The organism is Pseudomonas sp. Pseusp9 (genome assembly GCF_059491265.1).
This window is the reverse complement of record NZ_CP168500.1, coordinates 2,842,159-2,866,672: the sequence shown is the minus strand read 5'-3', so window position 1 is coordinate 2,866,672 and position 24,514 is coordinate 2,842,159. Positions and strand designations below refer to the sequence as shown.

The window sequence follows — 24,514 nt, the reverse complement described above, 5'->3', positions numbered from 1 at the left end:
TGCGTTTAGTCAGTAAATACGCGTTATCGTTAACGACCACCGCGAGCAAGCTCGCTCCTACAAAAGTCAGGCGGTGATCTGGCTTTTACGCTGGTCGGCAAAAAACGCCTTGCCCTTGCCGATCCGGTCGGATGCCTTGGGCAGGTTCGCGGCCTGGGTGTCCTGCGCATCGACGTACCAGTAGCAATGGCTGACAGCGCGGGTGATACCCACGTAGGCCAGCCGCAGGATCTCGTCCTTCTGCGCGTTGTCGTAGGGTTCGCTGTCACCGGCCTTGCCCAGGCCCGCCATTCGGTAAACCTGATTCTTGTAGGGCGAACTGGTCAGGTGCTGGCAGTCGCCCAGCAAAAACACTGCATCGGCCTGGAGGCCCTTGGCGCTGTGATACGTCAGCTGCTTGAGCCTGCGCGCCTCATGCGGCAATCTCGAATCAACATTAATTACAGACTGAATATGCTCCTCTATCAATGACTTATCGCTACTTTTTCGATAAAGCATCAAGATCGAATCACCCTTTCGGTAATGTTCCATCAAGCGTTGGGCCATGCCTTGGTCATGACGATCGAGGACGTTCACTGGCAACAATGCCTTGGGTTCACCGCTGGCCTTGGCTTTCTTGCCGGCAATCGCCGGTGCCGCGCGCACGATGTGCTCGGCGGCATCGATGATGTGCTGGTGGCTGCGGTAGTTGTCGCTGAGCATGACCTTGGTGGTGCTCGGCGACGGGAACTCCTTGTTGAACTCCATGAAGTAGGTCGGCGAACTGCCGCGCCAACCATAGATGGACTGCCAGTCATCGCCCACACAGAGCAGCGAGGAACGCTGGGCTGCGCGTGCGACATGCATGGCCGGTCCGCGGCTGCGGATCTCTGCCAGGCTGGCCCTGATCCAGGAGACGATCTGCGGCGAGACATCCTGAAATTCGTCGATCATCAGGTGCGACAGCGGTCGCAGCAGCTCGTCGCCGAGCAGTTTGAGGTTCTCCGGCGAATGCTCGCTGAACAGGGCAAACATCCGGTTGTAAGTCATGATCGGCGGCTTCTGATCGAGCAAATGATCTTCCAGCGCTCGCCAGTAAAGGCTCAAGGCCTCGAAGAAGAACCGGTCGGGATCGTCCTTGGCGAAACTCATCCGGGCCACGGCGTCCGGCACATCCAGCCCGAGGTTCTCGATGAACCCGGCGGCGGCGACAAAGCAATCGAGCAGCGGTGCAGAGGCGAGTTCGCCCTTGACCTTGTAGTCGAAGCCCGGCCCGGCGCTGGCATCGCCGGCGAGGGAAGCCAAAACACGCTTTGATGACTCGTAACTATCCAACCATATCAATGGTTTACGACAGAAAGCTTGAAACAGGGTGCGCTTTACCGCCCATTCTGCGCGCACCGACAGCTTGGCGTTTGGTCGGGTGACCTGAGGGTTTTCCCGAGGATCGAACCCCAGCACCACCCACGCATCCAGACTCGGGATGTAGCCGTGACAATGGAATTTCGAACCGTTGATATCGAACGACTGACGTTTCGGTTCGATCCCCTTGATGGGCCAGGCACCGGCACGAAACCACAGATCCTCAATGGCATCGCACAGCTCCTCATCGCGTTTGGCCGCCAGTTCGGTAACGCCCATGCGTTTCTGCACATCCGGGTGATCGCGCTCGAGCTCCTTGAGTTGCAAGGCATGCCGGGACAACGGCTTGATCAGCTCGCGAAAACGCTCATTGTCACTGTGCAGGCGGTGATAGCTGGCATTGAGCTGTTGGCGTTGAGCGTCATTGATGCGCAGATCGAACGGATTGCTGTCGACCTCCTCATCACCCTGCGCTGCCCGCAGGCTGAGGTTCTCGAATGCCTGCAAACGCTCGAAACCCGGAAGACTGCGCACCATGGGCAGGATCCGCGAGTGAAAGGTGCGCACCAGATCCCGCGCCTCCTTGAAACTGATCGTGCGGCCCCAGAGAGCAAACAGTTCGATCAGCTTGTTGATGAAGTCCTTGCGCGACTCACGGGTGAAGGTCACCACCGTCATCGAACTCAACTCGAAGCCCAGGTAATGGGTCAACAGCAGGATACGCAGCACCAGCGTGGTCGATTTGCCTGCACCGGCGCCTGCGATCACCGAAGTGGATGGCGTGTCGCTGAAGATCATTTTCCACTGGGCGGCGCTGGGTTGGGCATGGGCTGGCAACAACCGCGCGACATCAGCCTTCATGCGCTTCTTCAACTCGGCGCTCAACGGCAGGCGCCAATCGTCGAACAACAACTCATCGACATTCGGTGGCCGGTGTTCAGTGGAGCGCGAGTCGCGGATCAGCAGGACCTGTCGTCCCTCCTCCAGCCCTTCGAGCTTGCCTTCCTTATAGCCGTAATCGACCCCGGCGCTGTGACCGCTGCGAAAACCGTCGGCCTGGCCATGCAACCACGAGGCACGATGCTGTGCGTGCAGGCGGGTCAGGCTGTAACCGAAGAATCGGGCGAGCAATCGCTTGATCAGCGGCATCTCGGCCAGGGGGCGAAGTTCAGGCGGGAGATCGGGGGTGTGTTGCGGCACGCGGACTGACTCCAGGGTGTGAGGCTGTTGAGCGCTATGGTGTCTGCATTTGCCGTCGAGTTCTAGTGAATTGCTTATGACTCATTGGCTTATGCGATGAAGTAAAGGTTGGATGAGAAACTTTCGAGGCTATGTCATATCAATCCATTCGATGGGAATGCAGCATTTTTTACGCTTTTTATCGATTGTTGCCTGTTGGATGATGGCCGTCATCACTCACCGGTCTCGCTTCGTGGCTCAGGCACCTTGCCCCATGACGAACCTTTTCTGGAGACGATCATGCTTGAACTCAGACCTTTCAACTCGCTCGGCGGCGCTCACCACGGCTGGTTGGATGCTCACCATCATTTTTCGTTCGCCGAATACTACGATCCCAAGCGCATGAACTGGGGCAACCTGCGGGTCTGGAATGACGATGTGATCGCGCCCGGCACCGGTTTCCCGCAACACCCGCACCGCGACATGGAAATCATTACCTATGTTCGCGAAGGCGCAATCACCCACCAGGACAACCTGGGCAACAAGGGCCGCACCGAAGCGGGTGACGTCCAGGTCATGAGCGCCGGCACCGGGATTGCCCACAGCGAGTACAACCTGGAAGCGACGCCGACCAGGATTTTCCAGATCTGGATTATCCCGAACGAGTCCGGCCTGGCGCCGTCCTGGGGCGCCAAGCCGTTCCCGAAAGGCAACCGCGAAGGTTTTGTCACCCTGGCCAGCGGCAAGGAAGGCGACGATCAGAGCCTGCGCATCCGTGCCGATGCCCGGCTGGTAGCGGCCAATCTGAAGGCCGGCGAGTCTGCCGAGTACCCTTTGGACAACGGACGTCGTGCGTACCTGGTACCGGCCACCGGGGTGATTGAGGTCAATGGTTTGCGTGCACAAGCTCGAGACGGTGTAGCCGTTGCCGATGAACAGGTGCTGCGGGTGACTGCGATCGAGGACAGCGAAATCGTTCTGGTGGACCTGGCTTGACCTGCTGAACGCAATCCGAAAAAAAAGGGGCGCATCGAATGCGCCCCTTTTTTGTGCCCGAACCACCACCCCTTGTAGGAGCGAGCTTGCTTGCGATGGAGTGTCAGTCGACGCCCATGCAGCTGACACACCTTCGCAAGCAAGCCCGCTCCCACAGGGTCGTGGGTTTATTTCGCGGAAATGGCACCATCCACCAGCGTTTGCGCCTCTGCCACCAATTGCTTGAGGTGGTCGTCGCTGACAAAGCTTTCGGCGTAGATCTTGTAGATGTCTTCCGTGCCCGACGGACGCGCTGCGAACCAGCCGTTTTCGGTCATGACCTTGAGGCCGCCAATGGCCTGGTCATTGCCCGGTGCATGACTGAGGATGCTCTGGATCGGTTCGCCGGCCAGTTGGGTCGAGGTAACCTGTTGCGGCGACAGCTTGCCGAGCAGCGCTTTCTGCTCCGGGTTGGCCTTGGCATCGACCCGTACCGAGAATGGCTGACCCAGTTCATCAGTCAAGGCACGATACGCCTGGCTCGGGTCGCGGCCGGTGCGGGCAGTCATCTCGGCCGCCAGCAGGGCCGGGATCAAACCGTCCTTGTCGGTGCACCAGACGCTGCCGTCCTTGCGCAGGAACGAGGCACCGGCGCTTTCTTCGCCGCCAAAACCCAGGGAGCCATCGAACAGGCCATCGGCAAACCATTTGAAGCCAACCGGCACTTCGTACAGACGGCGACCCAGGCGCTTGGCCACGCGGTCGATCAAGCCGCTGCTGACCACGGTTTTGCCCACCGCAGCATCGGCGCGCCATTGCGGACGATTCTGGAACAGGTAGTCGATGGCAACGGCAAGGTAGTTGTTCGGCGCCAGCAAACCACCGGACGGCGTGACGATGCCATGGCGGTCGTGGTCCGGATCACAGGCGAACGCCACGTCGAAGCGTTGTTTCAGGCCGATCAGGCCTTGCATGGCGTGGCTGGACGATGGGTCCATGCGGATCTGGCCGTCCCAGTCGACGGTCATGAAGCGGAAGGTCGAATCGACCTCTTTGTTCACCACATCCAGGTCCAGACGGTAATGCTCGGCAATCGCCGACCAGTAGCGCACCCCCGCTCCACCCAGCGGATCGACACCCAGGCGCAGCTTGGCATCGCGGATGATGTCGAAGTCGATCACGTTGATCAGGTCGGCGACGTAGGTGTTGAGGTAATCGTGACGATGGGTAGTGCTGGCTTTCAGTGCCTGCTCGTAGCTGATGCGTTTGACGCCAGCGAGCTTGTTGGCCAGCAGTTCGTTGGCCTTGGCTTCGATCCACTTGGTGATGTGGGTATCGGCCGGACCGCCGTTGGTCGGGTTGTACTTGTAGCCACCGCTTTGCGGCGGGTTGTGGGACGGCGTGATGACAATGCCGTCCGCCAGGCCGGTGGTGCGACCACGGTTGTAGCAGAGAATCGCATGGGAAACGGCGGGCGTCGGCGTGTATTCGTCGCCAGCGGCGATCATCACGGTCACGCCATTGGCCGCCAGTACTTCGAGGGCACTGGCGCCGGCCGGCGTAGACAGCGCGTGGGTGTCGATACCGACAAACAGCGGGCCATCGATGCCTTGAGCTTCGCGATACAGGCAGATGGCCTGGCTGATCGCCAGCACGTGCCATTCGTTGAAACTCAAGTCGAACGAGCTGCCGCGGTGCCCGGACGTACCGAAGGCAACGCGCTGGGTGGAAATCGCGGCATCAGGCTGGCCGGTGTAATAGGCCGTTACCAGTCGCGGGATGTCGACCAACAGTTCTGCCGGTGCCGGTTTACCCGCAAAAGGACTGAGTGTCATGCAAAACCTCTGGAATAGAGTGGTTCAGGAATTGGGTCGCAGTTTACTGGCAGTTTGACCGCAGCGCGATGGGATCTACTCAACAGAGCGCAGGACGTTATTTTTTGTCTTGCTCACTCGATTGATTCCAGACGCAACGCATCCCCCAAAAAGCCCAGTGCGGCAGCCAGGTTGTGATCGCCGCCGAACGTATGACTCAAACGCAAATGCTGCCCATGCAGGCCTTGGAGGCTGAACAGTTCGCCCGGCGCAATGACCACTTGATGCGCCAGCAGGCGCTGGAACACTCGACGTACATTGACCCGACGCAACGAGCACACCCAGATCGTTGCACCGCCTTGCGGCTCGACGAAATGCAAGGCATCGGCCAATCGCTCCTGCAACAGAAGAGTCATTTGACTCTTGCGCTCCTTGAGCAACCGTCGCAGCACCAGCAGGTGCTGATCGATGCGACCGCTGCTGTACAAACGGGCGATGGCTTTCTGGCGAATCGGCGAGAGACGAAAGGAACGCAGCAGAAAATGCCGTTGCAGCTCAGCGCTCAAATGCCTTGAAAGCAGATAACCGTAGGGCGCTTCCGGACCGATGGTTTTCTCGAACGTAGAAAACACCATCAGCCGTTCCGGGTCCAGAAAGTCGCGAAAACGCAAGCAACCGAGGTCGAATCCAAGTTCGCCATAACAGTCGTTTTCCAGCACCCAACTGTCATGCGCGGCCAGAAGCCGGGCAATGGTTTGTCTGTTTTCGTCAGACGCCAGGCTGCCACGGGGCATGTTCAGGGCCGAAGACAGCATCACCAGCCTCAGCGACTCGGTGGCCAGCAGCATTTTGAGCTGCTCCGGATCGAGGCAGCCATCGGCTTGCACGGGCAACTCGATCACCCGCACGCAAGCGGCTTGAAACAAACGCAGGATCGCCCAGTCGCACGGCGATTCGACCACCACGGTGGCATCTTTCAAACCCAGCACGGCGATCAGGATTTCCAGTACACCGCGAAGGTCGGCGCCGACGTACACATCATCGGCATGCCAGTAACGCATTGGAGACGTGGTGTAGCGTGCTGCCAGGGCGGTGCGCAATTCGAGCTCGCCGCAAGGTTGCGAAGGCGATTGCGGCTGTCGGGGATACTGGCGCAGCAACTCTCGCTCCAGCAGTAGCAATGGCCTGTCGAGCGGCTGCAACAACGCCGGTTCATCGGCGCTCAGGACCAGCATCCCCGGGCGCCTGGCGTTGACGTAGACGGCTTCGAGCAGGTCGCTGCCGCTGTCCTGCGGGTTGATGGAGGACACTGGCAACGCGTAATAGCCGGACTTGGCCACAGAGTAGACGCGCCCTTCTTTCTCCAGCAACGAATAGGCGTACTGAATGGTCGAGATCGACACATTGAGGCGCTCCGCCAGATGCCGCAGCGACGGCAGGCGGATGGGGGTATCACCTTCCGACTCGTTGATCAGGCTGGCCAGGTATCGATAAACCGCCTGATAGGCGAAATCCGTTTCTCGTGGACCTTTCATGGTTCAAGGCCGACCGCTGTGGCTGAAAACCCGCCCACGTTCAGTGACCCGCCGACCATTCATCCACCAACGTGATATCAGCGTCAGGATCGGCCACAGTATTGTGCAACGCGGCCCGCTGGATCAGCGCCTCGGGCGCCCCCTCCATGCGATAGAGCTGGCCAATCAGGCTGACTGGCAATCCGCTGACATCCATCATCCATTGCATGATCTGCTCGGCGACCGGATGTCCCTGCATGGCCCGGTGCAACTCGGGCATGGCCACCAGCATGCCCGGATGGCACTGACGCAGAAAACGCTTGAGCCCCGCACCTTTTCCAACAAAAGGCGCAAAAAGCAGGCACACCAGTTGTGCTTCGCTCAAGCCCAGGTTCTTTTGCGCCTCGGCCGCCGCGCGGGCGCGCCGCTCACTCAGTGTCGCCGGGTTACCGAACACCTCGATGGCCTGCTCGCACAAACGTTCAGGCAAGCGCTTGCGGCGCATCATCACCAAGGCTTGTTGCAGGTATTGCGCAACGCCGGACTCGTAATTGCGACCCTGCTCGAAACACGCTTGCAACCCCCGGACGTGCGCCGAGATCGACGGGCTGACGAATTCGTTGTCATTTATCTGCGCGAACATTTCGTCAGGCTGGAACCGGAGAAATTCAGTCAGCAATGGCCAGCGCTCTTCCAGGTTACTGACCAGCAGGTCGTGAATCTCGATGCAAGCCGTACGACGACAGGTCTCAAAGCGCTCTTGCGGGCGCCATCGGGCCTGAGGGTTATCCGCGTAGAACGCCTGATAACAATCGCTGCCCAGCTCATCGAGCAATGCAAACAACCCCGCATAACCAGCCTCGCCCGAGTGCGAAGGCTTGAGCCCGGCCTTGGTGGCGGCACGCTTCAAACCGTCGATGAACTGTTTCTGCTGACGCGGCGTGTCACTGATGAGCAATGCATCGACACCACCGTCCCAACGGGCGATTTGTCCGTAGAATTCCCCCGTGGCCAGATAACCGTCATCCCACAGGTCGAACCCGCCGCGCCGTTCCCGGCGATGGCCGATCAGCAGCTGGTTCAGGCGGCTGGACTCGCGACCGGCGTCGGAGATCGGCGTCAGGTGGTTGAACGGCAAGACTTCACGATCATCGACCATCAACATTTCGACCCGGGGGTCGTCATAGACAAACAATGCGCTGTTGGTCCGGTGCATGTTTTCCACGGCTACGCAGCTTGTCCCGTTCAACCGCAACGAGGCGATACGCAACTGGAATGTCGCTGGCGCCCGTGTGGCAATGGTCAACTGCGCAGCGCGCAACAGTGCCAGGGTGTAGCAGTTGTCACGGGCCCCGGACTGGATCGCCAACACCTTGTAATCGCCAATGTGCTCCATACCCCCCGCCGCTACCGCCAGGCGCTGAATCAACAATTGCAATGCGGTACGTTCGGCGCGCGAGAAAAAACCCAGCAATCGCTGCAGCACTTGTTGATAGACATAGTTCATCGCTTGGTCATGGATGCTGGTCATCTTTATTTACCTGATGCTCGTAAGTTCAACATCGCGCAGACAGTAAATCCCATCGGACTGTCTACACGAATGAAGTCATGGACTTTATTGCCAAATGCTAGCACTTGAATTTTCCGGAAATCATTTGAAATGATCGCAACACCCTCTCGACTTAATGACGCAGGAGAGGCTGTAGCGCCCGGCTGGCAAGGGTTTTCTCGATTGATGTCGTAGTCCTAGGAAACGTCCGACAAAGTCCCACAGACACTTAACACAAGAAATAAAGAAGAAAGTTGTCGTTGTCTTTTTGGCGACTACACAACAACGAACTAATTTGGAGATTTGCACCAACGGCGCACATTGAAAAGTTACAGCCTGACACCCAGCCATGACTCATTCCTTGAGATGAAAGTAATCATTCAATTATCAGGGCTTAGTGGCTGATTAGAAGCTACAGATTACGAGCAAAAACCAGTTCAGTTGCTGGACCGGCCTGCGGATCGACGGTATTTTTTGGGGGGGCTGAAACGAAAGAGTCCGTGTGGCACGGACTCTTGAGCAGGGTTATCGGATGGCGTCCTGGGCGAGCGTCATGCCGGTTCGACCTGCAGCGCAACCCTTTCGCGACATGGGCATTCATCCATGTAGCGGTGTGCTTCGACAAACTCGGCAAACGGGAAGACCCGAGTCTTGAGCGGCAGCAGAACGCGGTCGGCGGTCAGCTGATTGATGTCGCGCAAGGCACGTTGCAGTGCGACCTGGTCCTGGGTGATGCCCAGTTCCGGCTTGCCCGTGAAGTTGCCGATGCAGTGTACGAAGAACTGAATGTTCTTCTGGAACGCTGCGCAAGCCGGGAAAGGCGTCTGGTTGCCACCTTGCAGGCCGTACAGCACCAGGCTGCCGCGTGGCGCCAGCACATCGCCAAGCAAGGACATCTGCGGACCGCCCAAACCATCGAACACCACATCCACGCCGCGGTTATCGGTGATTTTGTTGATCCGCATCAGCAGATCTTCTTCTTCGGTGACGATGACTTTCTCGGCACCCAGCGACAGCAGGTATTCACGCTCTTGTTCGCTCTTGGTCGCAGCGATCACTCGAACACCCAAGGCCTTGCCCAGCTGTACGAACGAGGGTCCGGCGCAATGGCTGGCATCGGTCACCAGGGCAAACTGCCCGGGTTTGACCCGTGCCAGATCCGTATAGCCGAAATAGGCAACCAGCAACGGTGTGTAGTGCACGCTGGCTTCGATCGGGCTGAGCACATCCGGGTAGCGGGTCACCGACGAGCGCGGCAGTACAATCAGTTCGCCGTAGACCGGATAATCGTTCGGGCTCTGGGCCGGGAAACTGGCGACTTTGTCACCGACGGCCAGGTCATCCACACCCTCACCGACAGCGGTGACGATACCGGCCATCTCCTGACCGAGGCCTGAAGGCAGCCGGGCATGGGACGAGGCCAGGTTCTGGCGCCACAGAGTGTCATACCAACTGATGCCGATCGCTTCGACGCGCACCTGCACTTCGCCCGGTGCAGGCAGAGCCGCCGCATGCTCTTCGCATTTGAGCACCTCGGCTGGACCAAACTTGTGAAAACGGATCGTGCGGGACATCGCAAACCTCGCCAAATGAACCTCTAATGCCTTGAACTCTAGCTGGGCTTTGAACCCAACACTATCAGTGGCTATTAATAGTCGACATGCCTGTCATTGATTCCACGGCATCGTCAAATGCCGCCGGAAACTGGCCTCCTTGGCAGGAAATCGGAATTACCCGGTGCAGAGTACCAGTCTTTCCCCGTAATATTCCCGCTGGCCATTGTTCTCATATGGCCGCTCACGTCAAGTTTGCTGACTCTGCCAGGACTCCAGATGAATCGTAATGACCTGCGTCGTGTCGACCTGAACCTGTTGATCGTTTTCGAAACATTGATGCACGAACGCAGCGTGACCCGAGCTGCGGAAAAACTGTTCCTCGGCCAGCCTGCCATCAGTGCGGCGCTTTCGCGCCTGCGCGGGTTGTTCGACGATCCGTTGTTCGTGCGTACCGGCCGCAGCATGGAGCCGTCCGCCCGGGCGATCGAGATTTTCGCCCTGCTGTCGCCGGCTCTGGACTCGATTTCCACGGCCGTCAGCCGTGCCGCCGAGTTCGATCCTGCCACAAGTACCGCGGTGTTCCGCATCGGCCTGTCGGACGATGTCGAGTTCGCCCTGCTGCCCATGCTGCTCAAGCGCCTGCGTGCCGAATCGCCGGGGATTGTGCTGGTGGTGCGCCGGGTCAACTACATCCTGATGCCGGGGTTGCTGGCATCCGGTGAGATCTCCATCGGCGTCAGTTACACCACCGACCTGCCGGCCAATGCCAAGCGCAAGGTACTGCGCCGCAGCAAGCCGAAGCTGTTGCGCGCCGACACCGTGCCGGGGCCGCTGAGCCTGGATGACTACTGCGCTCGCCCCCATGCACTGGTGTCGTTCGCCGGCGACCTCAGCGGCTTCATAGATGAAGAACTGGAAAAGCTCGGGCGCAAGCGTCATGTGGTGCTCGCGGTGCCGCAGTTCAATGGGCTGGGTACCCTGCTTTCCGGCACCGACATCGTGGCTACGGTGCCGGATTACACGGCTGATGCACTGACTGCCGCGGGTGGTGTGCGTGCGGAAGATCCGCCATTGCCGGTGCGCAGTTTTGAACTGCACATGGCCTGGCGCGGATCGCAGGACAATGATCCGGGTGAGCGCTGGTTGCGGTCGCGGATCCAGATGTTCTTTGGGGATCCGGATAGTCTTTGAGAAGGCCTCTAGAAACAATGGCAACCCCTTTTAATACGGCACATTACGAGACTTTCCAGTCCAAGACCGTCCGTTAAATTCCACTGACTTCCAAGGATCATGGGGCACAATTGGGGGCAAATTCCGGTCATTTTGAAAGTGATGTCCCCACATGATGCCTCCAGAGAAGGCCCCTGCTTTCAGATGAAAACTCAGCGATGCCTTAGTCCGATCCTTGACCGAACCCGGCAGCAAGTCCCTCGCCGGCTTCCGGGGCGCATTGACCAACCATGTCTTCCCGCTCATAGGCAAGAAGCCGGTCACCGAAATCAAGCTGGAGCACATCAGCGCGATTCTGACCACACTTCGCAGCCAAGGCACCATGGCCATGGCCAAACGCGTGCGCACTATCATCCGCGCCATTCTCGGTTTCGCCGGAGGTCGTGTTCCTTTGCCGGAACAAACCTTGGTTCTGCTGCGCGAGCTTCGGAAAACCTTTGTGGTTGATGAGCAAGGAAAGGGCTAGGTGTTCACTTCGCCGGCCTACCCTGGCCGACCAATCAATCCGACTTCGATGCTCAAGTCCTTCCAACGCATCTGGCCGGAGTACAACATCACCGCTCTCGGCTTTCGCGCTACCTACCGGACCATCGCGCATGAACACTTGGCCGTTGACCCTATCGTGCTGGAGTTATCACTGTCGCACCGGATGCCTGGCGCACTGAGATGCCGCGCAATTGTGGGCTGACTACCTGGACCAATTGCGAAGATAGGGAACGAACACCACGCGTCTTACGCGGCACTGGCCCTACGATGATGCAGACACTTGGCGTCACACGTTAGAAATAATCGATCGCAACCAGAATCACCTGCCGGGTGGCTCCAAAGTCCGTCGTCACTTACCAAGCACCGGCGCATCGTAGAGAGTCAGATTGAATTCATTAACGAAAAATCTGACATGACCAAGAAAGAATCGTACCGCATATGACTACAGCCATCAGGCTGGCAAAAAAACAATCTGACGCCTGGATTCAGGGGAATTACCCGGCGGAGACGGATCTGTCATCTCTGGTATGAGCGTCTCCTATGGGTCGTCATCTGTCGGTCATAGTCAGGGGCGTGCTGGTCAAATGCGGTTCAAGAGACTGTCAGGTCGAATGCAACAACTGGCGGACCAGGGCAATTGACTGTTGCTCGAGTTTCCTTAGCGAAAAACCGAAACCGAGGTCTATTTTTTAATAAAGCCGCCACATTCTGAGCCATCATGGCGATGAACATCAAAAAATGACGGCCTCTCAAGCCCTCCTTCACTTACAGCGCGAGTCGCGCCTTAAGCAATGCTTCGCTGGTCATCCAACACAATCCGACCAATAACCTGATACTTAATTTTGTTGAAGTATTTGAAATATAACGCAATGCCGCCGCCCAACAAAAAGCTCGCCGCCACGATGTAGGGGGTCAATTTATACAGGATAGATTCCGAAGCACTGCCGGCTGCGAAGTCCATGTTAATCCAGAGCAGATAGACCACGTACAGCATCGCAATGCCACCGATCAATGGCGCGAGAAAGGTCTTGAACCAGTTTGCGTTGTGGCGATTTTCAGGTGTGAAGTGAAAATAGGCGATCACCGCAAAGGCACAAAGTGCCTGAACGATCATGATACCCATGGTCCCGAGGATCGCCAGCAACGTATACATATCGGCATATGGGTCTTTGCCGGCTGCCCAGAAACCCAGAACTATCAGCGTAGCAATCACACTCTGACACGTTGATGCCACATGAGGAGACCCGTGACGTGAGTGCGTGCGACCAATGCTCCGACCGAGGCAATCAAAGAGGTTTTCGCGCCCCATCGCGTAAATGTAACGTGATGCGCAGCTATGGAAAGCCATGCCACAAGCGAAAGAGCCCGTGACGACGAGTATCTTGAACAGTGTAACGGCCCACTCTCCCAGGTAGGTGCGGGTCGGACCATAGAATAACTCAGCGGCAGTCGCTGGGTTTTGTGCCAGGCGTATTGCTTCAGCAGGCCCTGTACCGGCCACGGCCATCCAGGAAACGAACACGTAAAATACACCGATGCCCACCACCGCTAACATGGTTGCTAACGGAACAATGCGTTTCGGATCTCGGGACTCCTCGCCATACATTGCCGTCGACTCGAAACCCACCCACGACCAGAATGCGAAGAACAATCCCAATCCTGCACTCGCCCCTGCAACACCCTCGGCAGGTTTAAAAGCATTGAGTGGATTAATCGAATCTACGTGGAGACCTTGCGCATCTCCACCGTGGAAAAGCACGGCAAACGCCATCATCCCCAGCATCAGGATTTCCAGGCACAAGCACAAACCCAGGACCTTGGCGGCGAGACTTAAGTCAAAATAACAAAGCACGCCATTGGCGCACAGCATCAATAGGGCGAAGACCATCCAATGTATCTTGATGGCGGTCATCGTCATAATCAGGTCTTGGCAGAAGAATGCGAAAATACCTACCAAGGCAGCCTCAAACACGATGTAGGTCAGTGTCACGGCCATACCCGAAGCCATTCCGATCACGCGACCCAAGCCATGTGAGATGAAGCCGTAGAATGCACCGGTCGCGGTGATGTACTTTGCCATCTGGGAGTAGCCAACGGAAAAAAGCGCCAGAATGATAGTCGCCACCAAATAGCCTGCTGGAGCGTATTGACCGTTCCCGCTGCCGACTGCAATAGGTACGTTACCGAGCATCGCAGTAATTGGTGCTGCGGTCGCCACCGTCATGAAGAGCACGCCGAACAGCCCTACAGAGTTCTTGCGCAGTCTCTGCACATCGGTAGCTGGGGCATTGAATGGTTCATTAATCATCGTCACGGCATTACTCCTTTTGTATCAGGCCAGGGCCTGTAGCGATTCTGGAAGAATTTGACCGCCATCTATGATCAGGCTCTGGCCTGTAACATATCCGGCTTCTCGGGAGGCAAAAAACAGTGCCGCATTCGCGATGTCTTCGATGATGCCAAGGCGCTTCAGCGGAATCGAGGCGGCCATATCGGCGAGGTAACCCTCACCCATGTCCTGGAGACCTTCGGTCAGAATGTTGCCTGGTAACAAGGCGTTTATCGTTATACCGTCTCGCGCCAGTTCTATTGCAGCAGTACGCATGAACCCGAGTTGTGCAGCCTTACTCGCACCATAGTGTGCCCAACCTGGGAAGCCAGTGATCGGTCCCGTGATAGATGAGGTGAGAATGACGCGGCCATATTGAGCTTTGCGAAGGTACCGAAGAGCTGCTTGCACACAAAAAAATGTGCCTTTGGCATTCGTCCCCATCACATGGTCCCAATCGGACTCGCAGAGCGTGTCCAGACTTGCAGATGGAAAAACTCCGGCGTTACAACACAGAATATCCAGCCCTTGATGAGTATCAGCTACGGCCTCGATTAGCGCCTTTACGCTGCCTGCGTCGGCCACGTCAGCGACGAATCCACGGACGTTCAGCCCCTCGGCGCGCAGACTTTCAACCGCTGCATCCAGCTTCGCTGCCGTACGAGCACTGAGCGCGACATTGGCCCCTTGAAGGGCAAAACCACGGGCGATTCCAAGTCCGATACCAGCACTTGCTCCAGTGACTAAAACACTTTTGCCTTGCAATGATGTAAACATCAGCGACCCTCCTCTAGGGATAACTGCAAAGCATGTTGTGCTCCTTCAGCGATTCAAACTTGACCGCAGATGACAAATTTAAAGACCTGCTATCAAGTCGACCGTCGTGGACTGAAGCTTGACGACGGACGGGGAATTTGGGGGGGGCTTCGGACCCAGTGGCAGGTCTGAAGGGGATGCTTCAGACGAGGTTTCACTCTGCTTCAGAGCCCGATTATCAAAGGCTCATTCAAAGTTTTTGTGTAAGCCGGGATTGAGTGTTGACAGGCAGAGGGGATGGCAGAAGTTGCACGTGAGGATTTCGATTAACTGACAATCGAATAGAGTAATGCCAGATAGGACAGGCGGCTGGCCGACGGGTCATCACCCCCCACGTAAGGGAGTGTTAACTTTCGAAAAAACTCGCCTGGAAAAATTGCAGAGAACCCTTCTGTATCGGACTCTCTGCGTTGCAGCGCTTAAAGAGTTGCCTCGCGATTCAATCGCTTACCGATCAACTCATCCACCACTGCAGGATCGGCCAATGTACTGATATCTCCAAGTGTATCCAACTCGTTGCAAGCAATCTTGCGCAGGATCCGGCGCATAATTTTTCCTGAGCGAGTCTTCGGCAATGCAGGGGCCCATTGCACCAGCTCGGGTTTAGCAAAACTGCCGATTTCCTTGCTGACCATCGCCACCAACTCTCTCTTCAATGCCTCAGTCGGCTCCACGTTTCGCATTGTGGTTACAAAGGCATAGATGCCCTGCCCCTTTACATCATGGGGATACCCGACCACTGCCGCCTCGGCCACAGACTCATGAAGCACCAGCGAGCTTTCAACCTCTGCTGTGCCGATCCGGTGGCCGGAAACGTTGATCACATCATCGACACGACCTGTGATCCAGTAATAGCCGTCCTCGTCACGGCGCGCGCCGTCTCCTGTGAAGTAATGGCCTGGGTAGGGTTTGAAATAGGTTTCTACGTACCGGGAATGGTCGCCGTGAATCGTGCGTATCTGGCCTGGCCAGCTGGCTTTGATTGCGAGAACTCCGGAGCCAGGGCCGTGAACCTCCCGACCACTATCATCCAACAATACTGGTTGTACACCAAAGAATGGACGAGTTGCCGATCCTGGCTTGAGCGCAGTCGCACCTGGCAGCGGTGCGATCATGATGGCACCTGTTTCGGTCTGCCACCATGTGTCGAGAATTGGGCAACGCCGTTCACCGACCACCTTGTAAAACCACTCCCAGGCCTCTGGATTGATCGGCTCACCCGCAGTGGCCAGCATACGCAGGCTTTTCCTGCTGGTGGCCCGCACTGGATCGTCACCTTCGCGCATCAGGGCGCGGATAGCCGTTGGGGCTGTATAGAAGATATTCACTTGATGCTTATCCACCACCTGCCAAAGGCGCGATGCATCAGGATAAGTCGGCACGCCTTCAAAAATCAGTGTCGTCGCGCCGTTTGCCAGTGGACCGTAGACCACATAGCTGTGACCCGTGATCCACCCAATGTCGGCGGTACACCAATGGATGTCACCACCGTGATAGTCGAACACATATTTGTGCGTCATGCAGACCTGAAGCAGATAACCGCCCGTGGTATGCACAACCCCTTTGGGTTTACCCGTAGAACCTGACGTGTAGAGGATGAACAATGGTGCTTCGGCATCCATTGGCTCTGCCACACAGACATCATCGGCAACGCTTATAGCTTCGTGGTACCACAGATCTCGCCCGTCCACCCATGCGCATTGACTTTCAGTACGTCGCACAACCAATACGGTAGTTACCTGTGGGCAACTGACCAGGGCCAGATCGGTATTGACCTTGAGCGGAACGCGTTTGCCGCCACGAACACCCTCGTTGGAGGTAATCACCGTGGTGCAGTTCGCATCGTTGATGCGGTCACGCAGAGCGTCTGGGGAAAAGCCACCGAACACCACGGTATGGACTGCACCTATGCGCGTACATGCCAGCATGGCATAGACCGCTTCAATGACCATAGGCATGTAAATACAGACCCGTTCGCCTTTCTTCACACCACGACTTTTCAACACGTTAGCCAAGCGGCAGACTTGACGGTGTAGTTCGTTGTAGGTGACTTGCACCGACTCTGAAGGGCTATCACCCTCCCAAATGATGGCGACCTGATCGCCACGCTCGCTCAGGTGGCGGTCGATGCAGTTATACGAAACATTCAGTTGCCCCCCCTGGAACCACCGGGTTGCACCACTGTTTATGCCGTCTTGATATACCTGGTCCCAAGGTTTGAACCAACTGAGAAAGCGTGACGCCTGCTCCCCCCAAAACAGCTCAGGGTTTTCAATGGACTGCTGATACATCTGCAGATATTGATCGTTATCCAGATACGCACGTTCTCGCACTGAGTCGGGAATAGGGTATGTGGTAGTCTCGAACATAACGGTTCCTTTTTTATTGGGATAGGTTTCTACCGTACGTGTAGCGGGCTACTTGAGCCCCGACGCGCTGGCTTGTTGATGCGTAGTCCATTGGAGGTAGATGGATCCCACGGCCATCAAACCGAGGTAGATCCAATCCGACCAGCGCGTTGAACCGGGCAGCTTCTTGTTGTAAGAGTGCCCCCTATATGAATCCGGTGGGCGACACTCTCCCGTACCGACCCTGGTGTTTAGAAGAAGCCCAGCGGATTGATGTCGTAGCTCACCAGCAGGTTTTTGGTCTGCTGATAGTGGTCGAGCATCATCTTGTGGGTTTCACGGCCGACGCCGGACTTCTTGTAGCCGCCGAACGCGGCGTGGGCCGGGTACAGGTGGTAGCAGTTGGTCCACACACGGCCGGCCTTGATGGCGCGGCCCATGCGGTAGGCGCGGTTGATGTCGCGGGTCCAGAGGCCGGCACCCAGGCCGAACTCGGTGTCGTTGGCGATGGCCAGGGCTTCGGCTTCGTCCTTGAAGGTGGTGATGCTCACCACCGGGCCGAAGATTTCTTCCTGGAACACGCGCATCTTGTTGGTGCCCTTGAGCAGCGTCGGCTGGATGTAGTACCCGCTTGCCAGGTTGCCCTCGAGTTTTTCCACCTTGCCACCGGTCAGCAGTTCGGCACCTTCGCCCTTGGCGATTTCCAGGTACGAAAGGATCTTGTCGAATTGCTGCTCGGACGCCTGGGCGCCGACCATGGTGTCGGTATCCAGCGGGTCGCCACGTTTGATTTGCAGGACCTTTTTCATCACTACCTGCATGAATTCGTCGTAGATCGACTCTTGCACCAGTGCACGGGAAGGACAGGTGCAGACTTCGCCCTGGTTGAAGAATGCCAGCACCAGGCCTTCGGCGGCTTTCTCGATGAAGGACGGCTCGGCCTTCATGATGTCTTCGAAGAAGATGTTCGGCGACTTGCCGCCCAGTTCCACGGTCGATGGAATGATGTTTTCGGCGGCGCATTTCATGATGTGCGAGCCGACCGGGGTCGAGCCGGTGAAGGCAATCTTGGCGATGCGTTTGCTGGTGGCCAGGGCTTCGCCGGCTTCTTTGCCGAAACCTTGCACGATGTTCAGCACGCCCGGTGGCAGCAGGTCGCCGATCAGCTCGACCAGCACGGTAATGCCCAGCGGGGTCTGTTCGGCAGGCTTGAGTACCACGCAGTTACCGGCAGCGAGCGCCGGGGCGAGTTTCCAGGCGGCCATCAGGATCGGGAAGTTCCACGGGATGATCTGCCCGACCACGCCCAGCGGTTCATGGATGTGATAGGCCACGGTGTTGCCGTCGATTTCGGCAGCGCTGCCTTCCTGGGCGCGCAGGCAACCGGCGAAGTAGCGGAAGTGGTCGGCGGCCAGCGGGATGTCGGCGTTGAGGGTTTCGCGCACGGCTTTGCCGTTGTCCCAGGATTCGGTGATCGCCAGGGTTTCCAGATTCTGTTCGATGCGGTCGGCGATTTTCAGCAGCACCAGCGAGCGCGCCTGGGCGGAGGTGGCGCCCCAGGCATCGGCAGCGGCGTGGGCAGCATCCAGGGCCTTGTCGATGTCTTCGGCCGTGGAACGCGGGAATTCGGCAATCGGTTGGCCATTCACGGGCGAGGTATTGGTGAAGTACTGACCTTTGACAGGCGCGACGAACTCGCCGCCGATGTAGTTGCCGTATTTGGCTTTGAACGAAACGATAGCGCCTTCAGTACCGGGGTGGGCATAGATCATGGTTCTCTCCATTATATTTTTTTGTCATTTTTTGGGAAATATTCAAATACCGTGATCAGAGGCGTCCGAGAACACGCTCCAGGCTGCTGAGAAGAATATCCGCATGCTCACGCTGAAATACCAACGGGGGTCGGATTTTAAGCGTGTGGGCATGCGGACCAGACGCACCGATCAGGACTTTCTCCTCACGCAGACCGTTAACCACTTTGGCAGCTGTTTGAGCGTCAGGGGCGCCGGTTGGCGTTGTGAAATCCACTCCCGCAAACAAACCCATGCCACGGACCTCACCGATGACCGGGTAGCGGTCGGCAATGCCATTCAAGCCCTCAAGCAAATGCTTGCCGGTCTCGTGGGCACTCGCCATGAGGTTTTCCTGCTCGATAACTTCCAGTACCGCCAGGCCAACGGCAGACGACACCGGGTTCCCGGCAAAGGTGTTGAAGTAGCTCGATTCAGTGGCAAAGCGATGGAGGATTTCCGGCCTGATAGTGATACCCGCCATAGGGTGACCATTACCCATCGGTTTACCCAGGGTGACGATGTCAGGGACTAAACCATGGCACTCGAAACCCCACATATGACGGCCTGAACGTCCGTAACCGGGCTGAACTTCATCTGCGATATAGATTCCACCAGCTTCACGCACCGCCTCTACGGCTTCGCGAAGAAAACCTGCCGGCTCGAAGAAACCACCGTCACTGGTAAAGAAAGTATCCAGTAGCAAGGCCGCTGGTTTAATTCCATGCCGACGCATATCGGCTAAAGCTGCACGAACGTCAGCGGCAAAGCGTCGGCCAACCTCTTCAGGGTTTTTCGGATTGTGCGTTGGCGCCGCAACCATGCGCGCACTCTGGCTAACTGCGACCCCAGGTCCCATTGATGACGAGAGTTCCGCGATGCTCGCTGTCAGACCGTGGTAGGCGTAACCAGTGATAATCACACCAGTGCCGCCGGTGTATTCACGAGCGATGCGCACGGCAAGGTCATTGGCCTCGCTACCCGTGCAAGTGAACATCGTCTGGCTCAGTTCGGGAGGCATAGTCCCGACCAGCTTCTCGGCAAAATCCAGCACGTTATCGTGCAGGTAACGGGTATGGGTATTGAGTAGACGGGCCTGTCGGCAAAGCGCATCTACTACGTACGGATGGCAATGGCCGACTGCCGGTACGTTGTTATAGACGTCCAGGTACCGTTGCCCGTCGACGTCGTAAACCCAGACACCTTCACCGCGAACCAGGTGTAAGGGATTCTGATAAAACAGTTGATAGGCCGGCCCCATCACTCTGCGCCGCCGCTCAATCATCTCGCGGTTGCGCGACGAGAGCGAACTACTGTGTTCCACAGAAAAAGCGTTGGTTTTCAGCATAGTAATCCGGGCCTCCCGAGGCATACAAAAGGTGCAAAACATGGTTTTCGCGTTTCGATTGCTTGAGGGAAATAGTGCCGGTGGTTTCTAGACACGACTTGACCTTGAGTGAGTCATTACTCGCCTCCCAGTCAAGTTACTCAGCTAGTTCTTGCAAATGCCGCCTGCTGTCAAATTACGTTCACCCAAGGTCAAGCGCGTCCCCGAGCGTCCCCCCATCCTGATTATCACTTTCCATCAGGACGCTCAGGAGCTGCACTATGTTCACCCCCCAACATGAAGCAATTGACCTGCAGACTCAGCACACTTTGGCCATTGATATACTGAACCGCTGCTATCCACCCGCTGTGCAAGGGCACGTAACATTGCTTTGCCACTCAGAGAACGCCACCTATCGTATCGATACGCCGGCAGGGCATCGCTACGCCTTGCGAGTGCATAAGCTTGGTTATCACCAGCAAGCCGATGTCGAGAGTGAGCTGAACTGGCTTAATTCACTGCATGAATCAGGCATTCAGGTACCACGCCCCATATCTGGCCGGGATGGGCGTTACGTGCAGAAAGCTCGAGTGGCAACTGGTAGCATGCTTAACATGGTGCTATTCCATTGGGTAGATGGCTGCGAACCCACAGCAGATGTCGATCCCGGCGCCTTCATGCGCCTTGGCGCTATTACTGCAAAGTTGCATAAGCACAGTCAGGAATGGCAACGCCCTGCCGAGTTCCAACGGATTGTCTGGGATCACCAAACTATGGTCGGGCCGAACGGTCACTGGGGAAACTGGAGAAATGCAGCCCGCCTGGACAGCCACGGTTCAAGTCTGATCGAAGACACGATGCAGGTTGTGGCAAAGATGTTGTCTCGCTATGGTCAAAATGAAAAGCGCTACGGCCTGATTCACGCAGACCTTCGTCTGACAAACCTGCTCATTGAGCAGGACAAAACTCATGTGATCGATTTTGATGATTGCGGTTTAGGCTGGTACATGCACGACCTGGCCGCAGCGGTAAGTTTTCACGAGCATCATGAAAGGCTGAACGACTGGATCGAGAACTGGTTGTGCGGTTATGCAACTGTCGCCCGCCTGGAAGCCAGCGACATCGCAATGATCCCCACCTTCATAATCCAACGGCGAATCCAGCTTCTTGCCTGGACCGTAACCCACTCTGACACCCAGCAAGTACGTAGCCTCGAGGCAAACTGGGTCCAGCAAAGCGTTGAGTTGTGCCAGCGTTATCTGGATGGCCAACTGGCACAGATCACAGCTTGAGGACTCGTCAGTAGTCCGGCGTTTCAAAAGAACACATGCCCCTCCTTTCAAGATGGGTACAAAAAACACGATACGCACCAGAAAGGACCACTGGTGCTGGTGAAGATATCGAGCCTAGATAGGTTGTCATAATGGCATGCTACTTGCTATGACACCTTCCCTCATAATAATAAGAGAAATGCATTATGACCCCAGTCCTTGCTCCAGAGTCCGATATTTCTATCCAAATGTCGGCCAGTATCGGCAACCGAAACACTGGGGTTTTGGCAGCCGCAGCGAGTGGTCTCTATACCTTTATCAATCAGTATGGAGGTGACGCTGATCGAATTCTGGGCGTTTCAGGTATCAGTCCTGAAGACTTGCAGCATCCGACCCAGAGTGTAGGGCTGCCAAACTACTGCAAAGTTTTCGAGGAAACCGCTCGGCAGTCCGGATGCGATAATTTCGGACTTTATTTTGGTCATCAGTTCAAACCTCAGGCCCTTGGACTTCTCGGCTACATCGGGCTCTGCTCATCGACAGTCGAACAGGCGTTGATCAATGTCGCCCGCGCTTTCCCGTACCATCAACACAATAGCCTCATCCGCCTGGTCGATGACGGCGAGTGTTATCGTTTTGATTATCAGGTACGTCATAGTGCAATTATTAGCAAACGCCAGGATGCCGAACTGTCGCTGGGCATCATCAACAACTTGATCCGTCATGCGCTCGGCAGTCAATGGGCCCCTCGCGCCGTTCACTTCGAGCACCCCCGACCTGAGTCCTGGCACGACCATTGCCGCTTATTTAATACCCCGGTGCATTTCGGGCAGCCTTGCAATTCACTGATCATCCCCAAAGCTGACCTAGGGCGAAAAATGCCTGGAAGCGATCCGACCCTGTTAATGGTTATGCAAGACGCTATCCGTCAACTGAACATGCACGAAAAAACAGCTCCCAATATTGTGGATGACACTAAGGTACAGGTCCGCCATAAGTTATTGAGTGGTGAGCCTATGCTGGAAGATATCGCGCAGAGCATGGGGCTGACCAGTTGCTCGTTACAGCGCCGGCTTCGTGACCAAGGACTCCCATTTACCGTCTTGGTAGACAAAACCCGTTGTGAGCTTGCAACGCATTACTTGCAACTGCATCAACTACCAATTTCCGAGTTGGCGCCCTTACTAGGCTACTCCGAAGCCAGTGCGTTCTCGCGAGCGTTCCGCCGCTGGTTTGGGGTCAGCCCACGTCAATGGCGACAGCATCATGACTCTGTAGAAAAGCACAGCTTGGTGAGTTAGGCGACTCCCCGTACGACGGCGCCAATGTAAGGGGACTGCCTACATACTTGATGTCCTGGCCCGCAAATACAACGTACTGGTCTTCGTATCCACCGGTTATTTCCGCGGCTCTTCTGAACCGCCAATGCCGATTGAAAGCTGGCGGGAGGCGTAGGCGGCATTTCGCGCCACAACGCAACATGATTGCTGAACGAGAACCCCCGATGCTTCAGCTAGCCTTCTCAGAGCGATGCTGGTCAATCACGCTTGTATGCCAGCCGAGGTAGATTCCACGCTCACCGATGAAATGAAAGCCTATACGTATTTTGTGGTCTTCCGCTGTATGGGGGGCGATTACGAAGCCAGCGTGATTGCTTCAGGATTCGGGGGGATTGCCCTCGGTTCTACCGCGACAGCCATCGTCAACATGACGACCGTGACACAAAAATACGGTGCAGCCCACCAAGCCTTCCTCATCGTGCCGCTGGTGTGCGGCTTTTTCAATAAACTGGTCAATGCCGTGATCATTGACATGAATCGCCCCCCCCCCCGCTGCAGACAAAGAGGATGACAACCTCGATCGATGCAAGTGCGGAAGGGGATCCGGATAGCCTCTGAGAAGGCCTGCAGGCCACCTCCAAGAGGACCAGGTTTACTGCGCTTAATGCCTTCAGCCTTCCAGTGCAATCCGTCAAGATCCGCTTTATTCCAGCGCATCCGGGGGCATATTGGGGGCAGCTTTCTCCTTCTCAAAAAGGATGCCCCCAACCATGAGTGCGGACCTTGAGAGACCTTCTGGACGTAAAGTCAGTGACGCTCGCGCAAGGTCGCTGACAGAGCCAGGCCGATGGGTGAAGTCGACGCGGCGCAGGCCTGAATGAAAACGGGTGCATCGACGTCGAACCGGGGAAGATCAGCAAAAGAATTTCGTATACCCTAGCGCTATCTCACTCCAAATGACCGCCGCCGTGAACCTACCCAAACTCAACGCACCCGACCTTGGCAACACGCCTTCGACTTCGGAAATCATCACCCGCCATCTGCGGGATGCGATTGTCGCCGGGCATTTTGCCGAGGATGAGCCGATCCGCCAGGACGACATCGCCCGCCAGTTCAATGTCAGCAAGATCCCGGTGCGCGAAGCGCTCAAGCGGCTGGAGGCCGAAGGGTTGGTGATGTTCCAGCGCAATCGCGGGGCGATGGTCACGCGGGTTTCCGATGCGGAACTGGCGCAAATGTTCGAAGTGCGGATGTTGCTGGAGGACAAGATTCTGCGCCTGGCCATTCCGAACATGACCGAAGAGACCTTCGCCCGTGCCGAGCGCATCTGTCAGGAGTTCATCGGCGAGGACGACGTGGGGCGCTGGGCCGAGCTCAACTGGGAACTGCATTCCTGCCTGTACGAGCCGGCGCAGCGACCGTTTCTGGTGAGTCTGATCCGTTCGGTCAACGACAAGCTGGAGCGTTATCTACGCATGCAGATGAGCTTGTCGGCCGGCAAGGAACGGGCCGATCACGAACACCGCGAGATCCTGGCGGCCTGCCGCGCCGGGGATGTGGACCTGGCGGTGAAGCTACTGGACGAGCACATTGCCGGCGTCTGCACGACCCTGTTCGAGCACCTGCCCCACAGCCACTGACAGCTGCGGATACTGTGCCGATTTCGTCATCGACACAGGCTAAATCCATCAAGCCGGCACCCCGCCGCA

Annotated in this window: 15 protein-coding genes and 2 pseudogenes; 7 read left to right on the top strand and 10 right to left on the bottom strand. The window is 56.9% G+C overall.

What is annotated here, in order from left to right; genetic code table 11:
• Nucleotides 1–66: 66 nt before the first annotated feature.
• A complete protein-coding gene (locus tag ACEN8E_RS12950) occupies nt 67–2,541 on the bottom strand; it encodes a UvrD-helicase domain-containing protein (RefSeq protein ID WP_495592947.1) in 2,475 nt (824 codons plus the stop codon).
• A gap of 279 nt (nt 2,542–2,820) precedes the next feature.
• Between ACEN8E_RS12950 and ACEN8E_RS12945 the strand changes: the two genes are divergently transcribed.
• A complete protein-coding gene (locus ACEN8E_RS12945) occupies nt 2,821–3,516 on the top strand; it encodes a pirin family protein (RefSeq protein ID WP_429368723.1) in 696 nt (231 codons plus the stop codon).
• A 167-nt stretch (nt 3,517–3,683) separates the two neighbouring features.
• On the opposite strand, the gene pgm is transcribed toward ACEN8E_RS12945, so the two are convergent.
• The 4 genes from pgm to ACEN8E_RS12925 all read right to left on the bottom strand — a co-directional run bounded on the left by pgm (nt 3,684) and on the right by ACEN8E_RS12925 (nt 9,946).
• Entirely contained in the window at nt 3,684–5,330 is a 1,647-nt protein-coding gene (gene pgm / locus ACEN8E_RS12940; RefSeq protein ID WP_495592946.1) for a phosphoglucomutase (alpha-D-glucose-1,6-bisphosphate-dependent), read from the bottom strand.
• Nucleotides 5,331–5,443: 113 nt separating this feature from the next.
• Nucleotides 5,444–6,844 (bottom strand): aminotransferase-like domain-containing protein, encoded by a 1,401-nt coding sequence (locus ACEN8E_RS12935; protein WP_495592945.1) that lies wholly within the window; start codon nt 6,842–6,844, stop codon nt 5,444–5,446.
• A gap of 40 nt (nt 6,845–6,884) precedes the next feature.
• Entirely contained in the window at nt 6,885–8,354 is a 1,470-nt protein-coding gene (locus ACEN8E_RS12930; protein WP_495592944.1) for a hypothetical protein, read from the bottom strand.
• Nucleotides 8,355–8,923: 569 nt separating this feature from the next.
• A complete protein-coding gene (locus ACEN8E_RS12925; protein WP_495592943.1) occupies nt 8,924–9,946 on the bottom strand; it encodes a zinc-dependent alcohol dehydrogenase family protein in 1,023 nt (340 codons plus the stop codon).
• Nucleotides 9,947–10,204: 258 nt separating this feature from the next.
• On the opposite strand from ACEN8E_RS12925, the gene ACEN8E_RS12920 reads away from it, so the two are divergent.
• Both ACEN8E_RS12920 and ACEN8E_RS12915 read left to right on the top strand, forming a co-directional pair.
• Nucleotides 10,205–11,119 carry a LysR family transcriptional regulator gene (locus ACEN8E_RS12920; RefSeq protein ID WP_495592942.1) on the top strand — a complete coding sequence of 305 codons (915 nt, stop codon included), beginning with the start codon at nt 10,205–10,207 and terminating at the stop codon, nt 11,117–11,119.
• Nucleotides 11,120–11,348: 229 nt separating this feature from the next.
• A pseudogene (locus ACEN8E_RS12915) lies at nt 11,349–11,871 on the top strand (phage integrase central domain-containing protein); the annotation flags it as partial.
• Between the two features lie 557 nt (nt 11,872–12,428).
• Here ACEN8E_RS12915 and ACEN8E_RS12910 read toward each other — a convergent pair.
• The 5 genes from ACEN8E_RS12910 to ACEN8E_RS12890 form a co-directional block, all read right to left on the bottom strand.
• Nucleotides 12,429–13,952 (bottom strand): APC family permease, encoded by a 1,524-nt coding sequence (locus ACEN8E_RS12910; protein ID WP_495593313.1) that lies wholly within the window; start codon nt 13,950–13,952, stop codon nt 12,429–12,431.
• A gap of 24 nt (nt 13,953–13,976) precedes the next feature.
• The gene (fabG, locus tag ACEN8E_RS12905) at nt 13,977–14,750 is read right to left on the bottom strand and encodes a 3-oxoacyl-ACP reductase FabG (protein ID WP_495592941.1); all 774 of its coding nucleotides are present in this window, start codon (nt 14,748–14,750) and stop codon (nt 13,977–13,979) included.
• Between the two features lie 458 nt (nt 14,751–15,208).
• Nucleotides 15,209–17,158, bottom strand: a complete 1,950-nt coding sequence (gene acs, locus ACEN8E_RS12900) for an acetate--CoA ligase (protein ID WP_495592940.1) — start codon at nt 17,156–17,158, stop codon at nt 15,209–15,211.
• 230 nt (nt 17,159–17,388) lie between these two features.
• Nucleotides 17,389–18,909 (bottom strand): acetaldehyde dehydrogenase ExaC, encoded by a 1,521-nt coding sequence (gene exaC, locus ACEN8E_RS12895; protein WP_495592939.1) that lies wholly within the window; start codon nt 18,907–18,909, stop codon nt 17,389–17,391.
• Between the two features lie 55 nt (nt 18,910–18,964).
• Complete coding sequence (locus ACEN8E_RS12890; protein WP_495592938.1) at nt 18,965–20,275, bottom strand: aspartate aminotransferase family protein; 1,311 nt, start codon at nt 20,273–20,275, stop codon at nt 18,965–18,967.
• Between the two features lie 260 nt (nt 20,276–20,535).
• On the opposite strand from ACEN8E_RS12890, the gene ACEN8E_RS12885 reads away from it, so the two are divergent.
• From ACEN8E_RS12885 to ACEN8E_RS12870, 4 genes and pseudogenes are all read left to right on the top strand, one after another.
• Complete coding sequence (locus tag ACEN8E_RS12885; protein ID WP_495592937.1) at nt 20,536–21,546, top strand: phosphotransferase enzyme family protein; 1,011 nt, start codon at nt 20,536–20,538, stop codon at nt 21,544–21,546.
• Nucleotides 21,547–21,731: 185 nt separating this feature from the next.
• Entirely contained in the window at nt 21,732–22,826 is a 1,095-nt protein-coding gene (gene qhpR / locus ACEN8E_RS12880; protein ID WP_495592936.1) for an AraC-like transcriptional regulator QhpR, read from the top strand.
• Between the two features lie 295 nt (nt 22,827–23,121).
• Nucleotides 23,122–23,376, top strand: a pseudogene (locus ACEN8E_RS12875) (sodium/glutamate symporter); the annotation flags it as partial.
• A gap of 397 nt (nt 23,377–23,773) precedes the next feature.
• Nucleotides 23,774–24,445 (top strand): GntR family transcriptional regulator, encoded by a 672-nt coding sequence (locus ACEN8E_RS12870; protein ID WP_225923675.1) that lies wholly within the window; start codon nt 23,774–23,776, stop codon nt 24,443–24,445.
• Nucleotides 24,446–24,514 lie beyond the last annotated feature (69 nt).

What these genes read in the sequence shown, in the direction of transcription:
- ACEN8E_RS12885 (WP_495592937.1), top strand. Translation starts at nt 20,536, where the DNA reads ATGTTCACCCCCCAACATGAAGCAATTGACCTGCAGACTCAGCACACT.
- acs (WP_495592940.1), bottom strand. Translation starts at nt 17,158, where the DNA reads ATGTTCGAGACTACCACATACCCTATTCCCGACTCAGTGCGAGAACGT.
- exaC (WP_495592939.1), bottom strand. Translation starts at nt 18,909, where the DNA reads ATGATCTATGCCCACCCCGGTACTGAAGGCGCTATCGTTTCGTTCAAA.
- ACEN8E_RS12890 (WP_495592938.1), bottom strand. Translation starts at nt 20,275, where the DNA reads ATGCTGAAAACCAACGCTTTTTCTGTGGAACACAGTAGTTCGCTCTCG.
- qhpR (WP_495592936.1), top strand. Translation starts at nt 21,732, where the DNA reads ATGACCCCAGTCCTTGCTCCAGAGTCCGATATTTCTATCCAAATGTCG.
- ACEN8E_RS12910 (WP_495593313.1), bottom strand. Translation starts at nt 13,952, where the DNA reads ATGATTAATGAACCATTCAATGCCCCAGCTACCGATGTGCAGAGACTG.
- ACEN8E_RS12930 (WP_495592944.1), bottom strand. Translation starts at nt 8,354, where the DNA reads ATGACCAGCATCCATGACCAAGCGATGAACTATGTCTATCAACAAGTG.
- fabG (WP_495592941.1), bottom strand. Translation starts at nt 14,750, where the DNA reads ATGTTTACATCATTGCAAGGCAAAAGTGTTTTAGTCACTGGAGCAAGT.
- pgm (WP_495592946.1), bottom strand. Translation starts at nt 5,330, where the DNA reads ATGACACTCAGTCCTTTTGCGGGTAAACCGGCACCGGCAGAACTGTTG.
- ACEN8E_RS12945 (WP_429368723.1), top strand. Translation starts at nt 2,821, where the DNA reads ATGCTTGAACTCAGACCTTTCAACTCGCTCGGCGGCGCTCACCACGGC.
- ACEN8E_RS12920 (WP_495592942.1), top strand. Translation starts at nt 10,205, where the DNA reads ATGAATCGTAATGACCTGCGTCGTGTCGACCTGAACCTGTTGATCGTT.
- ACEN8E_RS12925 (WP_495592943.1), bottom strand. Translation starts at nt 9,946, where the DNA reads ATGTCCCGCACGATCCGTTTTCACAAGTTTGGTCCAGCCGAGGTGCTC.
- ACEN8E_RS12935 (WP_495592945.1), bottom strand. Translation starts at nt 6,844, where the DNA reads ATGAAAGGTCCACGAGAAACGGATTTCGCCTATCAGGCGGTTTATCGA.